Annotated in this window: 14 protein-coding genes; 4 read left to right on the top strand and 10 right to left on the bottom strand. The window is 72.2% G+C overall.

From position 1 onward, the window contains the following. Positions 1 to 414: tetratricopeptide repeat protein (locus ACWD4A_RS11970; RefSeq protein ID WP_451192646.1), on the top strand; the 414-nt coding region annotated here is incomplete at its 5' end. 122 nt (positions 415 to 536) lie between these two features. Here ACWD4A_RS11970 and ACWD4A_RS11965 read toward each other — a convergent pair. Together ACWD4A_RS11965 and ACWD4A_RS11960 are read right to left on the bottom strand one after the other, a co-directional pair. Further along, complete coding sequence (locus ACWD4A_RS11965) at positions 537 to 782, bottom strand: DUF6255 family natural product biosynthesis protein (protein ID WP_451192823.1); 246 nt, start codon at positions 780 to 782, stop codon at positions 537 to 539. 11 nt (positions 783 to 793) lie between these two features. Further along, complete coding sequence (locus ACWD4A_RS11960) at positions 794 to 1,138, bottom strand: hypothetical protein (protein ID WP_451192645.1); 345 nt, start codon at positions 1,136 to 1,138, stop codon at positions 794 to 796. 162 nt (positions 1,139 to 1,300) lie between these two features. Here ACWD4A_RS11960 and ACWD4A_RS11955 point away from each other — a divergent pair, with 162 nt between their 5' ends. Beyond that, on the top strand, positions 1,301 to 2,164 hold the full coding sequence (locus tag ACWD4A_RS11955) for a helix-turn-helix domain-containing protein (RefSeq protein WP_451192643.1): 864 nt from the start codon (positions 1,301 to 1,303) through the stop codon (positions 2,162 to 2,164). Next, the gene (locus tag ACWD4A_RS11950) at positions 2,161 to 2,361 is read left to right on the top strand and encodes a DUF397 domain-containing protein (RefSeq protein ID WP_451192640.1); all 201 of its coding nucleotides are present in this window, start codon (positions 2,161 to 2,163) and stop codon (positions 2,359 to 2,361) included. The genes ACWD4A_RS11955 and ACWD4A_RS11950 overlap by 4 nt, the downstream gene beginning before the upstream one ends. A gap of 100 nt (positions 2,362 to 2,461) precedes the next feature. On the opposite strand, the gene ACWD4A_RS11945 is transcribed toward ACWD4A_RS11950, so the two are convergent. Both ACWD4A_RS11945 and ACWD4A_RS11940 read right to left on the bottom strand, forming a co-directional pair. After that, complete coding sequence (locus ACWD4A_RS11945) at positions 2,462 to 3,067, bottom strand: Uma2 family endonuclease (RefSeq protein ID WP_451192638.1); 606 nt, start codon at positions 3,065 to 3,067, stop codon at positions 2,462 to 2,464. 329 nt (positions 3,068 to 3,396) lie between these two features. Beyond that, positions 3,397 to 4,338, bottom strand: coding sequence for a LysR family transcriptional regulator (locus ACWD4A_RS11940; protein ID WP_451192636.1), 942 nt, complete (start codon positions 4,336 to 4,338; stop codon positions 3,397 to 3,399). Positions 4,339 to 4,408: 70 nt separating this feature from the next. Here ACWD4A_RS11940 and ACWD4A_RS11935 point away from each other — a divergent pair, with 70 nt between their 5' ends. Then, positions 4,409 to 5,353, top strand: coding sequence for an EamA family transporter (locus tag ACWD4A_RS11935; protein WP_451192633.1), 945 nt, complete (start codon positions 4,409 to 4,411; stop codon positions 5,351 to 5,353). A 26-nt stretch (positions 5,354 to 5,379) separates the two neighbouring features. On the opposite strand, the gene ACWD4A_RS11930 is transcribed toward ACWD4A_RS11935, so the two are convergent. The 6 genes from ACWD4A_RS11930 to ACWD4A_RS11905 all read right to left on the bottom strand — a co-directional run bounded on the left by ACWD4A_RS11930 (position 5,380) and on the right by ACWD4A_RS11905 (position 12,661). Continuing rightward, positions 5,380 to 5,592 (bottom strand): hypothetical protein, encoded by a 213-nt coding sequence (locus ACWD4A_RS11930; protein ID WP_116213515.1) that lies wholly within the window; start codon positions 5,590 to 5,592, stop codon positions 5,380 to 5,382. Between the two features lie 44 nt (positions 5,593 to 5,636). Further along, entirely contained in the window at positions 5,637 to 7,244 is a 1,608-nt protein-coding gene (locus tag ACWD4A_RS11925) for an acyl-CoA mutase large subunit family protein (protein ID WP_451192631.1), read from the bottom strand. Between the two features lie 255 nt (positions 7,245 to 7,499). Then, positions 7,500 to 8,633, bottom strand: coding sequence for a hypothetical protein (locus tag ACWD4A_RS11920; RefSeq protein ID WP_451192628.1), 1,134 nt, complete (start codon positions 8,631 to 8,633; stop codon positions 7,500 to 7,502). After that, entirely contained in the window at positions 8,633 to 9,301 is a 669-nt protein-coding gene (locus ACWD4A_RS11915; protein WP_451192626.1) for an RNA polymerase sigma factor, read from the bottom strand. Before ACWD4A_RS11915 ends, ACWD4A_RS11920 begins: the two co-directional genes overlap by 1 nt. A 34-nt stretch (positions 9,302 to 9,335) precedes the next feature. Then, a complete protein-coding gene (locus ACWD4A_RS11910; protein ID WP_451192623.1) occupies positions 9,336 to 10,265 on the bottom strand; it encodes a DUF4328 domain-containing protein in 930 nt (309 codons plus the stop codon). A gap of 335 nt (positions 10,266 to 10,600) precedes the next feature. Next, a complete protein-coding gene (locus ACWD4A_RS11905) occupies positions 10,601 to 12,661 on the bottom strand; it encodes a glycosyltransferase family 4 protein (protein WP_451192621.1) in 2,061 nt (686 codons plus the stop codon). Positions 12,662 to 12,910 lie beyond the last annotated feature (249 nt).

Below are 12,910 nucleotides of genomic sequence, written 5' to 3'. Positions count from 1 at the left end.
CTCGGCGACCGGCACAGCGAAGCCACGGCACTGAACAACCTCGGCAGCGCACTGCGCGAGGTGCGGCGGTTCGAGGAGGCAGTGACCGCGGTGAGCCAGGCAGTAGACATCTACCGTCAACTCACAGCGGACAGTTGTTCCGGCCACGATGCCGAGCTTGCCTGCTCGCTTCTGCTCTTGGCCTGCGCAGGAGTGGATGAGGACGAGGGGCGTGTCCTGCCCGGGACGCTGCCCGCGGCTCAGGAGGCAGTGGAGCTATTTGACCGACTGGCCACAGAGCACCCTGCCGAGTTCACTGACCTGCTCCGCGCTGCACTGAAGCTACTGGCGAATATTCTGGAACTGCTGGGGCGTATCGAGGAAGCAGAACAGGTACATCGTCGACTCGCGGACATGGACCCACCGGAGGAGTAATTCGCCGAGGAGTTGCCAACCAGTGCCGTGCAGGGGACAGCGGAGCGCTTCACGCAAACGGCCCTTCTGGGAGAAAGATCGGGAACGCGCCGCCGAACCGCCAGCCCCATGGCCGAGGCACGTCACCCGATCTCTCGGACACGCTCAAGCTCCGCGCCCCACCCCGTCGTATGCCGCCGCGTCCGCAGCATCACCCACAGCGCGGCCGCGCGGTCCGTGCTCCCCGCTCTGCCACGTGACGGGGTCACCGCCTCGGCGAGCCCGGGCGGGCGCAGCGCGCCGTACTCCGTGAACCGCACCACCCCACAACTCCCGCATTGTGCCTCACCTTTGCGCCGTGTCCACCTCGCGCGATGCGAGCACGGCACCGTTCGTGTGCTCACCGCCTCCCTCCCGGCAGCATGTGCACCACACACTCGTGCCGCCGCAGCGCCAGCAGTTCCCGCGCGGCCTTCAGCCTGTCGTCCCCGGCCTCGGCCTCCCGCCACGCGCGGTTCAACTCCGGGCATTCCGGGCAACCGTTCAGCGGCCTGATCGCCGTCGGCCACAGCCCGGCCTCGTCCCGCTCCTCGCGCGTCGCCAACCGCAGGGCGGAGAACGGCACTTCCCATTCGGCCCCACCGCCGGGGGTGCGTACGCGTACGCGCCCGCCCACACTGTCGATCACTTGCGCGATCCGCCCCTCGCGCGTGTCCACTACGAACGCGCCGTTCCTGTAGGTCATTGCCCTCACCCTCCCAGCCTGCACCGGCTCGCGGAGGCTCATCCTCACAGGAACCGAGTGTTGCGAGGAAATTTTTCCCGGTAAGTTGCCACGATCGAGTGAAGTCCCATACCTGTGCGATGAGTTAACGCCGGTAGAGTCCCGACAAAGGGAGGAGACGCCATGTCCGAGGCCACGACAACCGTGCTGCGCCGGAGGCTCGGATCGAGATTGAAGACGATAAGGGTCAGGTCCGGACTCAATCTCGCCGAAGCGGCCAAGCTGTTGGGGTTCTCCGGAGCCTCACCCCTGAGCAAGATCGAGAACGGCAAACAACGCCCCGACCTGGAAAAATTCTTGACTGCTTACCGAGTCGAGGACGAGGTGCACATCGCGGAGCTCAGGGGCATCGCGCAACTGATCAGCAGCAGCCGCCAGAGGGCTCTCTTCGCTCAGTTCAAGGATGTGATCCGCTCGAGGTTCGCCGATTTCCTGGAGCTGGAGGAAATCGCCGTCCGCACGGACGGCTATGCGGCCACCTTGGTTCCCGGTCTGCTGCAGACAGCGGCGTACGCCCACGGACTCATCCAGGGCAGCAACGTCTGGAGCACCCCTCACGAAGTGCGGGGCTTCATCGATCTGCGCATGAAACGCCAGGACGTTCTGGATCAGGCGGCGGACAGGAAGCCGCTCGCACTCCGGTACGTCCTCGACGAAGCCTGCCTGCGACGCGAAATCGGTGGGACCGATGTTCTCCGCGGGCAGATCGAGCACCTGCTCCTCATGTCAAAGCTGCCTCATATCGACCTTCGGGTTCTCCCTTTCGCGGCAGGCTCGCACACTGGCATGGACGGCAGCTACACGATTTTCCACCTCTCCGTGGGTGAACCTGTCGTCGCGGTGGAACCGCTCACGGACTCGCTCTACTTGGACGAGCACGTCCGCGTCACCCGGTACACCGTCGCATTCGACCGTCTGCTCACCCAGGCACTGGACCCGGACACCTCTCGCGACTTCCTCACCTATCTCGTCGGGGAGACACCATGAACCCGTTCAAGAAGAGCAGCTACAGCGGCAACATCGAGAACTGCGTCGAGGTCACCTACCCCGAGGCCCCCGGCCCGGTATCCATACGCGACTCCAAGAACCCCACCACCGGCCCCCAACTGCGCGTCACCCCCACCGCGTACCGTTCCTTCACCCGGGCCGTCAGAGACGGCGACCTCCGCTCTCGAACCAGGTGAGCACCTGCGGAAGCGCCGAACAGGACACCCCCCACCGTCGTCACGCGCAACGACACGCCCGTGGTCCGACGGTCACCATGGCCGAATTGTCAGCCACCATTCAGGCATCGCCGTAACGCTTGAAACCGGTCGTGTCGATATTCCACGGGCCGAAGGGCACCTGGTCGCCGAAGACATAAGGCGACACCGTCGCGTAGTGCGGGCCGTTGGAGCCGGGAGCCGGGTCCGCGTAGGTGTAGACGAGGCCCTTGCGGGGGTCGACGAGCAGGTACAGCGGAATGCCCATGGCCGGGTAGTCGGCCGCCTTCTCGACGTAGTCGTTGTCCGGGTTGGACTCGGACACCACTTCGACGACGGCGAGGAGGTCGGCAGGGTCGACCGTCGCCCCCGGCTCGTCGAGGACGTGGAGCGGGACGACCACCGCATCCGGGCGGCGCATCCGCCCGACCGCCGGGTGCTCCACTTCGGCACCGGACTGGGCGACGATCTCCTGGCCGGGGTGCGTGGATTCGAGCTGGGTGCCGAGTTGACGCACGATGCGGGTGGCGATGGCCTCATGGCGTTTGACCGGGCTCGTCATGACGACGACCCCCGCTGCCCCGATCTCAACTGCCCATGCGCCTGGCATGCGTTCCGCGATCGGCCAGAGCTCCTCGGCGATCTCCCGCATGCGCGCGTATGTCTGAGGGTCTACGGATTCGGTCACATCGCCTCCTGATCGCTCGATGCCCACCACGCCGGGCACCTCGACCGTACAAGGTCCGGCGCCCGGCGCCCCGTTACCGCTCCAGATACGCCGGAGCCGCCGGCACCCGCCGGTTGTCGCCCTCGTCCGGATGCAGGCCCAGCCTCGAGGAGATGTTCCCGATGTGCTTCGACACCGCCTTCTCCGTGATGAACCGCGCTTCCGCTCGCCGAAGGCATAAGGCGACACCGCCGCGTAGTGCGGGCCGTTGGAGCCGGGGTCGGGGTCGGGGTCGGCGCGCAGGTGCATCCGAAGTCGTCCCGCGGACAACGCCCTACGTATCCGCGGCATCATCCATCGCGACCCGCGACCCGCGACGACATCGCCGAGTCGCCGCGCGAAGCGACCTGGTCGGCCGGGCTTGCCGTGGCCGGTCCGGTGGGGCGGATGATGTCGCGGATGAGGGTGACGAGCTCCGGAAGGGCGGGGTGGCCGGGAGGGTCGGTGAAGGCGAGGAAGAGGGGGACGGGCGGGGCGTCGGTGAGGGTGCGGTAGGTGACCCCGGGGTGGGGGTGGATTCCGGCGGTGGCGGTCGTGGTGACACCGATGGCCCTGCCGGAGGCGATGGCGGCCAGCCAGTCGTCGGTGTTGCCGACTTCCAGTGTGGCGGTGGGACGAATGGCGAGGGGCCACAGGTCGGGGCCGGTGGTGCCGGAGACGGTGTTCAGCGCGAGCAACTGATCGGAGAGGTCGGCCAGGGCCAGCTCCTGCCGGCCGGCCAGGGGACTGCCGGTGGGTACGGCCGCGATCCGCGGCTCGTCCATCAGAGGCACGTTGCGCACACCGGGCAGGGCGGCGGGGCCGCGCATCAGCGCGGCGTCGACTCTTCCCCCGGCCAGGCCGGCGGTGCGGTCGTCGATGCGCAGGAGTTCCAGCGGGATGTCGGGGTGGGCCTGCCGCCAGCGGCGCAGCAGGGTGGTGGTGTGCTCGCCCAGAGCGGACCAGGCGTGTCCCAGGCGGAGGGGCCAGGTGCCCGGGCGGGCGGGGTCGAGGGCGGCGTCGACGGCGGCCAGCGCGACGGCGGCGCGGGCGCGGAAGGCGATGCCGGCGGTGGTGAGGTGCAGGTGGTGGGTGGAGCGGTCGACCAGTCGGATCCCGAGGTGGGTTTCGAGCTGGCGCAGCGTGCGGGAGAGGGCGGGCTGGCTGGTGTGGAGGCGGGCGGCGGCCCGGGTGATGTTCCCTTCCTCGGCGATGGCGAGGAAGGACCGCAGGTGCCGCAACTCCATGCTCATACCTGTCGAGCATAACCGCCGGTGAATTGGTATTTCACAGGCGAGAGGCGTGGTTCGTAGCGTCGAAGGCATGACTGGTGTGCGCTCGGCTTCCGCTTCCCCTGCCGGTTCCGTGTCCTTGGCCGGCCCCGCTGGACGGAGGCCGGGGCGCGGCGGGAGTACGGCCGGGATCGGCCTGGTGCTGGTCGGGATCTTCTCCCAGCAGTTCGGGGCCGCGGCCGCGACCTCGCTGTTCCCCCGGCTGGGCGCCGCGGGGGTGGTGTCGCTGCGGCTGGCCGTGTCGGCCGTGGTGCTGCTGGCGGTGTGCCGGCCCCGGGTACGCGGCTACCGGCGGGCGGACTGGGTGGTTGTCGCCGGGTTCGGGGCAGCCCTGGCCGGAATGAACATGCTCTTCTATCAGGCCATCGCCCGCATTCCACTGGGTGCCGCGGTGACCCTGGAGGTGCTGGGCCCCCTGGTGCTGTCCGTGGTGACCGTCCGGCGGGCCGGCAGCTGGCTGTGGGCCGCGCTCGCCCTGGGCGGTGTGGCGCTGCTGGGCCGCGGCGGGTTCCACGCTCTCAACGCGGCCGGGGTGGCCTTCGCCTTGGGCGCGGCGGCACTGTGGGCGGCCTACATCCTGTTGTCCGCCCGTACCGGCGGGCGCTTCCCCAAGGTGGACGGCCTGGCCCTGGCCATGACGGTCGGCGCCCTGCTCAGCCTCCCGCCGGGCATCGTCGGCGCGGGAAGCGGCCTGCTCGAACCTGCCGCCCTGGGCCTGGGCGTGGTGGTCGCGCTGCTGTCGTCCGTCTTGCCCTACACAGCTGAAATGCTGTCCCTGCGCCGCTTGGCGCCCGGTGCGTTCGCGGTGCTGATGAGCCTGGCCCCCGCAGTCGCCGCCTTGGCGGGATTCCTCGTCCTGGACCAAAAACTGACGTCGGCCGAAGCACTGGCCATCGTCATGGTCGTAACGGCCAGCGCCGGAGCCGTGCGTGCCTCGACAGCGTCCACCGTGCGGGATCGCCGGGCCGCCGGGTGACAGCCGCGCCGACCGTGAAGGCGGCTTCAGAAAAGCTGCCCCTGCCCCTTCATGTCCGGTTCCTCCGGGTCGAAGAGGCGCGGTTCCGTGGACAGGAGAGGGGCCGAGCGGCGGGAGCCGGGGCAGGAGATGAGGTCGTACGACGCACGGCGGCCCGGGGGGTCGTGGCGGGCGAAGCGGCCGCCGACCACGGCGATCTCTCGGGAGCAGACGGGGCAGGTGCGGCGTGGAGACGACATCCCGCCATTTTCCCCCACCCGGCGGGCGCGGGTTCCCGGTCCGGTCAGAACGCGTCCGCCGGGACGTACGTCCCCCACACCTCCCGCAGCGCGCCGCACACCTCGCCCACCGTCGCCCGCGCCCGGAGGGCGTCCTTCATCGGGGGGAGGATGTTGTCCGTGCCGCCCCCGGCGGTCTTCCGCAGCCGGGACAGGGCCGCGTCCACCGCGCGGCCGTCACGCTCGGCGCGGAGCCGGGCCAGGCGCCGTACCTGCTGCTCCTCGATGGCGGGGTCGACGCGCAGCGGCTCGTACGGCTCCTCCTCGTCCAGGCGGTAGCGGTTGACGCCGACGACGACGCGTTCGCCGCTGTCGGTCTCCTGGGCGATCCGGTACGCGCTGCGCTCGATCTCACCCTTCTGGAAGCCGTGTTCGATGGCGGCGACGGCACCGCCGAGGTCCTCGATCCGGGTCATCAGGGCGAGGGCGGCCGTCTCGACGTCGTCGGTGAGCGACTCGACGGCGTACGAGCCGGCGAACGGGTCGACGGTGGCCGTCACGTCCGTCTCGTGGGCGAGGACCTGCTGGGTGCGCAGGGCCAGCCGGGCTGACTTGTCGGTGGGCAGGGCGATCGCCTCGTCGAAGGCGTTGGTGTGCAGCGACTGGGTGCCGCCCAGCACCGCCGCCAGGCCCTGGACGGCGACCCGCACCAGGTTCAGTTCCGGCTGCTGGGCGGTCAGCTGGACGCCCGCGGTCTGGGTGTGGAAGCGCAGCATCTGCGACCGGGGGTCGCGGGCGCCGAACTCCTCCCGCATCACCCGCGCCCAGATCCGCCGCGCCGCCCGGAACTTCGCGACCTCCTCCAGGAGCGTGGTCCGGGCGACGAAGAAGAACGACAGCCGCGGCGCGAAGTCGTCCACGGCCATCCCGGCGGCGACGGCGGTACGGACGTACTCGATGCCGTTGGCGAGAGTGAAGGCGATCTCCTGCACGGGCGTGGCACCCGCCTCCGCCATGTGGTAGCCGGAGATCGAGATCGTGTTCCACCGGGGCATCGCCGCACGGCAGTAGCGGAAGGTGTCCGCGACCAGCCGCAGCGACGGCTGCGGCGGGAAGATGTACGTGCCGCGGGCGATGTACTCCTTGAGGATGTCGTTCTGCACCGTGCCGGTGAGCCGGTCCGCCGGTACGCCCTGTTCCTCGGCGACGAGCTCGTACAGCAGCAGGAGCGGCGCGGCGGGGGCGTTGATGGTCATCGACGTGGAGACCCTGTCGAGCGGGATGCCGTCGAACAGCACCCGCATGTCCTCGACCGAGTCGATCGCGACGCCGACCTTGCCGACCTCGCCGCTCGCGAGGGGCGTGTCCGAGTCGTGGCCCATCTGGGTCGGCAGGTCGAAGGCGACGGACAGGCCCATGGTGCCGTGCGCGATGAGCTGCCGGTAGCGGGCGTTGGACTCGGCGGCGGTGCCGAACCCGGCGTACTGCCGCATGGTCCAGGGACGGCCGGTGTACATCGTCGGGTACACGCCGCGGGTGTACGGGTACGCGCCGGGGGCGCCGAGCCGTTCTGCGGGGTCCCAGTCGGCGAGGGCTCCGGGGCCGTAGACCGGCTCCACGGCCAGTCCGGACTCGGTCGTCCGTGGGCTGCTGCTGTCCGGCTCGCGCGCCATGGGTCCCGCCTCCCGCTGCTGCTCGCTGCGTCCTGTTCACCAGGATGCTCCGCCGGAGCGTGCGCAGGCCGCAACGGCACGGGCGGGCGGCGGGGCCATGGGACGGTGATGAGCTGGCATGGGGGGCGCGGGCAGAGCCGGGGGAAGAGCCCCGCCCGCGCCGGTGCGCCGAGCCGACGGTATGGGGGGAACTCCGGCTCGAACGCGGCCGATGACCAGTCGGCACTTCTTTCAGCGCCACCGGCTCGGAAAACGTCACACCAGGGGTGTGACCCCGTCCGTGAGGAGCAGCCGCGTACCGGCGGCGGCGTGCGGCAGGAGCCCCGACGAGCGACTGCCGCCGCCCTTGTCGCCTTTCCCGTCTTTGCCGTCCTTGCCGTCCTTGCCGTCGTCGTTCCCCAGGAGGCGCTCGCAGCGCGCGCGGAGGTCGGCGGCGCCCGCCGAACCCACGAGGCGTTCCAGGTCGAGGAGTTCGCGCTCGTCCACGCCGGCGCCGCGGCGCTGCTGTGCGGCGAGGAAGTCACGGCACAGCCGGGCCGCCCACGCGCCGCCGCGCTGCTTGTCGGTGTCCTCGTCGTCGTCGCGGTGGGTGCCGGTGCCGGTGTCGCGGCGGGGGGTCGCGGAGGGGCCGCCCGCGGGCCGGTCCTCCTTGCCGCCGGGTCCGGTGGCCGGCCCGCCGCCGGGCGAGGGCGTACCGGACGCGTACGGGCCGCCGCCCGCGCGGGGGCCGCCGCTCCGGCCGGGCGAGGGCGAGGCTCCCGGAGTGCCGGGGGTGTGCAGGGGCGTCTCCAGGCCCGTGTCGTCGAGCGCGGAGACGCTGGCGCTGGTCTCGGGTTCGCCGGTGGTGCGCCCGAACGGCGCCGACAGCACGCCCGTTCCGGCGGCGACGGCGACCCCGCCCAGCGCGCACCCGGCGACCGTCATCGCCACGGCGACCTTGACGGGCCGCCAGCGGCCGAAGAATCCACGGGCCTTCCCGGCGACCCCGATCCGCACGGAGGGCCCGTCGGATGTGACGCGCGTAGCGGATCTCGCCGCAGGGGCGTACGCGTCGGCGGCCCCGGCCGCCGTGGACTCACGGCCGGATGCGCGGCCGCCCGCGCGGACAGCGTCCGGACCGGCTTCCGAGGCCAGGGCCGCGCCGACGGGCTCGGCACCGGTTCGCGCGGCCACCGCGTACGACTCGGCACCGGCCGGGGCGAACGCGCGGAAGGCCGCCAGTGCCGCTTCCTCGCCCGGCAGGGCGCGCTGTTCCGCGGGGGCCGGGGCCAGGGTGCGCAGCAGGGCCGCCAGTTCCGCCGCCTCCGGCGGCGGCGTGGGCGAGGTGCCGCCCAGCAGCCGCTCCACGGCGTCGTCATCCAGCCAGTCGTACCGGTGGTCGTCCGCCATCACATGTCCTTCTGCGTCCGCGTACGCAATTGCGTCACACCGGCGGAAGCGTTCGCTCCGGTGTGTGACGGGTGTGCCTGTCGCTGCCCGGGGAGGGCCTCGGGGGCAGCAGGGGCCGCGGGGGCCGCCACCAGTTCGGCCAGGCGGCGCAGCCCCCGGTGGGCGGCGGTGCGGACCGCGCCGGGCCGCTTGCCGAGCACCCCGGCGGCGCTCTTCGCGTCGAGGCCGACGACCACCCGCAGGACGACGGCCTCCGCCTGGTCCTGCGGGAGCTGGGCTATGAGCGCGAAGGCGTGGTCGGTGCCGAGGGACTCCAGGGCCTCCCCCGCGGTGTCCGCGTCGGCGGCGCGGCCCGCGAGCTCGCTCTCGTCGCCGCCGATGGCCGGGCGCCTGCCGCGCATCCGTATGTGGTCGAGGGCGCGGTTGCGGGCGATCCGCGCCGCCCAGCCGCGGAACCGGTCCGCGTCGCCGGTGAACCGCGCCAGGTCGCGGGCTATCTGGAGCCACGTCTCGGAGGCCACGTCCTCCGCCTCCGTGTCGCCGACGAGCGTGCGCAGATAGCCGAGCAGGCGGGGGTGCACGGCGCGGTAGACGGTACGGAAGGCCGCCTCGTCCCCGCCCTGCGCCGCGCGCACCGCCGCGGTCAGCTCAGTGTCGTCCCCCTGCACACCCTCATCCTGCCCCACTGGGAGTTTCCGCGGTTCAGTAGCCGGCCGGGCCGTTGCCGTAAGGATTCTGCGGCGGGCCGCCCCAGCCCGGCGCCCCGTACGGTGCCCCGCCCGTCGGACCGGCGGGACCCATCGGACCCATCTGGCCCATGGGTCCCATCGGGTTCATGGGTCCCATCGGGTTCATGGGTCCCATCGGGTTCATCGGTGCGGGGCCCGCGAGGGCACGCTGCTCCTGGAGCCGGGAGAGCTGCCGTACGACGAGGATCGCGAGGATGCCCGCGGCGATGGTCAGCAGCGCGGAGAAGGCCGCCAGGTTGACGGCGGTCTTCAGGGCGTTGACGTCGTCCTCCCAGGTGGAGCCGTCGTAGCCCTTCGCCCGGATGCGGCCGCTGGCGGCGGCGGTCATCGCGGACGCGACGGTGTTGACGGCCGCGGAGCCGATCCACAGCGTCCACCAGGCGTTGAGCAGCCCCTTGGGCGCGCTCTGCGGGCCCGCCGGGGCGCTGGCCCGGTAGATGTCGTTGGCGATCTGCTTGGGGAACCAGAAGTTGACGACGGGGGTGTACCAGGCGCCCGCCGCCCAGCCGGTGCCGAAGCGGTGCGTGCCCGGCGCGAAGAGCTCCGCGTTGAGCCGCGCGCGCCGGAACCAGACGGCCCACAGCGCGGACGTCACGGCGAGCAGCAGGAAGTACAGCACCTGTGCCACGGCGACGAACGCGTCCGCGCTGTCGGCGTCGTCCACCGTGGCGGAGGTGACGCCGCCGTCGAGGACGGACTGGAGCGCCGAGCGCTGTTCGGTGCGCGCCACGAGGAGGAACAGCAGGCTCGCCGTGGTCACCGACAGCATCACGGTCAGCGCGATCCGCAGCCCGCGCCGCAGGTCCACCGCGCCGACGGGCGGCACGGCGTACGGGTAGGCCGGGGGCGCGGCGGCCGGCGGGGCGAGCTGCTGCTGGTACACGCCGCAGGCGGCACAGCGGCCGTCCGGGCCCACGGCGGTGGCGCGGCATCGACCGCACGGATACATCTTGTTCAGTCCCCCTGGAATGTGGTGAAGAGGTGCGCACCTCGGGCGCGGACCCGCACGTTACGGGCCGGGAGGCGGCCCCGTCCAGAAACGGTGACCGCCGTCGCGGTATGACAGTGTGACGGATTCGCGAGGCGCGGCGCTGTACTGGGTGCGGGCCCCACCAGGGTTCGCAGCGGACGACGGTCGGGGCCTCTCCTGTGGGGGGTGGCGGCCCCGGCCGTCCTCCGTCCTCTTGAGTCCCCCGGGCCCCCCGAATCCCTTCCGGCCTACGCGGCGTCGGGGGCCGTCGCGTCCTTGACCGCGATCGTCAGGTCGTTCGTGACCGTGAAGTACGGACGCATCCGCACCGCGTCGACCGCCGCCGCCGGGAACGTGTCGACGCCCTTGCGGTCGGCGAGGTCACCGGCGATGCGGCCGACCCGGACGAGGCCCTCGCCCGCGGCCGGGCGCAGCCACAGGTCCCAGAGGTCCTGCTCCTCGCCGATCCGCTTCGCCATCGGCGCGTAGGGCAGGCAGCCGGTGCCCTTGTCGAGGGGCGCCCGGACGTCGCCCGCCGCGCCGTCGCCGTGCCGGAGGCGGGCGACGAGCTCGGCGCCGTCGCCGAGTGCCACGCCGTACGGGGCGAGGGTGACGGTGAGTCCGTCCTCGCCGACGTGCACCTCGGTGGCCTCGGCGTGCCGGTCGCGCAGCCAGGTGCGGACGGCGAGGAAGCCGTCGCTCGTCCCGTACGGCACCCAGGCCGCGACCCCGGCGGCGCCGACGGTCAACGGCAGGCCGAGCAGGGCCTTCTGCTCGACGAGCGCGGCGGCCAGGCGGCGCCGCGACGTGTCGCCGGACCGCTCTACATAGGTGTCCCAGCGCCCCTCGGACAGGGTGTGCGCGGCGCGCTCGATCCGGGCCGTGCCGTCGGCGGCCAGCGGGACGCGGACGGCCTCCTTGCCCTTGCTGCCGCGGTGGCGGAGCAGGACGTGGGTGTCGGCGGGGGTGAGCTGCTCCGGGCGCAGCCGTACGGTCAGGGAGCCGTCCGCGGCGACGGCGCAGTGGGCGTCGGGGTGCGGCACGTCGGCCCGCGGCGCGGGGGCCGCGGCCGCCGGCTTGGTACGGCCGCCGCCGAACAGGCCGCGCAGGAAGCCGCCCTTCTTCCCGGGGGCGGGCGCGGCGGCCGTGGAGCCGGGGCGCAGCTCCTCGAAGAGCTCCTCGTAGCGCTGGGCGATGCGGGACGGCTCGTAGCGGCGGGCGGTCTCGCGGGCCGCTGCGCCCAGGCGGCCGCGGAGGGCGGCGTCGCCGGTGAGCTTCAGGAGGGCGTCGGCGTAGGCGTCGACGGCGTCGGAGTCGTCGAGGGGGACGAGGACGCCGTCCGTGCCGTCGGTGAGGATCTCGCGCGGGCCGTACGGGCAGTCGGTCGCGATGACCGGCAGGCCCGCGTGCATGGCCTCGACGATGGTCATGCCGAAGGACTCGGCGTCGGAGGCCACGGCGGCGACGGCGCCCTTGGACCACTCGGTCTCGATGGGCGAGCGGGCGCCCATGAGCGTGACGCGCTCGTACAGCCCGAGCTCCTCGATCTGCTTGCGCAACTTGGCCTTGGCGGGACCGCGGCCGTAGATCCGCAGGTTCCAGTCGGGGCGCTCCGCGGCCACCTTGGCGAAGGCGGCGACGAGGCGGTCGTAGCGCTTGACGGCGACGAGGCGGCCCGCGGAGACGATGGTCCGCGACGTGCCGTCGGAGGGCTCGGCGACGGGCGCCGGGACGGCGTTGGGGATGGACAGGATGCGCGCGCGGGCGTCGGGAAGGGCCTCCCGGTAGTGCCCCGCGTCCGCCTCGGAGACGGTGGCGAAGGCGTCGAGCGCGGCGATCGCCGGGTCCATCACAGCGTGCAGCTCGGGGACGTGCGCCTCGTGGGTGAGGTGCTCCTGCCCGAGGCGCAGGTAGCGGTCGCTGCCGTACTTCGCGAGGTAGCCGATGAGCTTGGGGCGGGTGGCGATGACGACGTCCGCGTCGGTGGCGGCGAGGTGGTCGGCGACGCGCTGGTCGGTGAGGGCGGTCGCGGCCATCCGGCCGTTGTCGATGCGCTCGTCACGGAAGACCGCGCTCGGCTGCCGGTTGAGCGGGGCCTCGAACTCGTCGGTCTCGGTGCCCTCGCGGAGGTCGACGAGGGGGGTGAGGCGCACCCGGGGGTCGATGGTCAGCTCGGGGGTGTCCACGGGCCGGTTGACGCTGACGATCCGCACGTCGTGTTTGTCGGCGAGGGCGGCGGCGAGGTTGACGGTGGAGCGGATGGTGCCGCCGATGCCGTACGCGTTGTGAAGCAGGAATTCGATCTTCATCGGGCCCTCGTTCGGTGCGCGGCGCGCGACGGGGCGCGCGGGTTCACCAACGGAGGCTATGCGTTTATCACTGCGTGGCTCCAGTCGTGACCACGCGGCTGCGCCTGCGGCGGGCTTGTTCCCCAGCCCCGCCCCTTCCCGAAACCGGGGGAGACCCCCGGACCCCCAACCACGCTCCGCGCGGTGTCCTCAAACGCCGGACGGGCTGAATGTGCTGGCTACGGTCCGCACAATTCAGCCCGTCCGGCG

The sequence above is a fragment of the Streptomyces sp. NPDC002537 genome (assembly GCF_053594975.1).
Note: the sequence above shows the minus strand (reverse complement) of the source record. Positions and strands in the feature narration are given on the sequence as shown.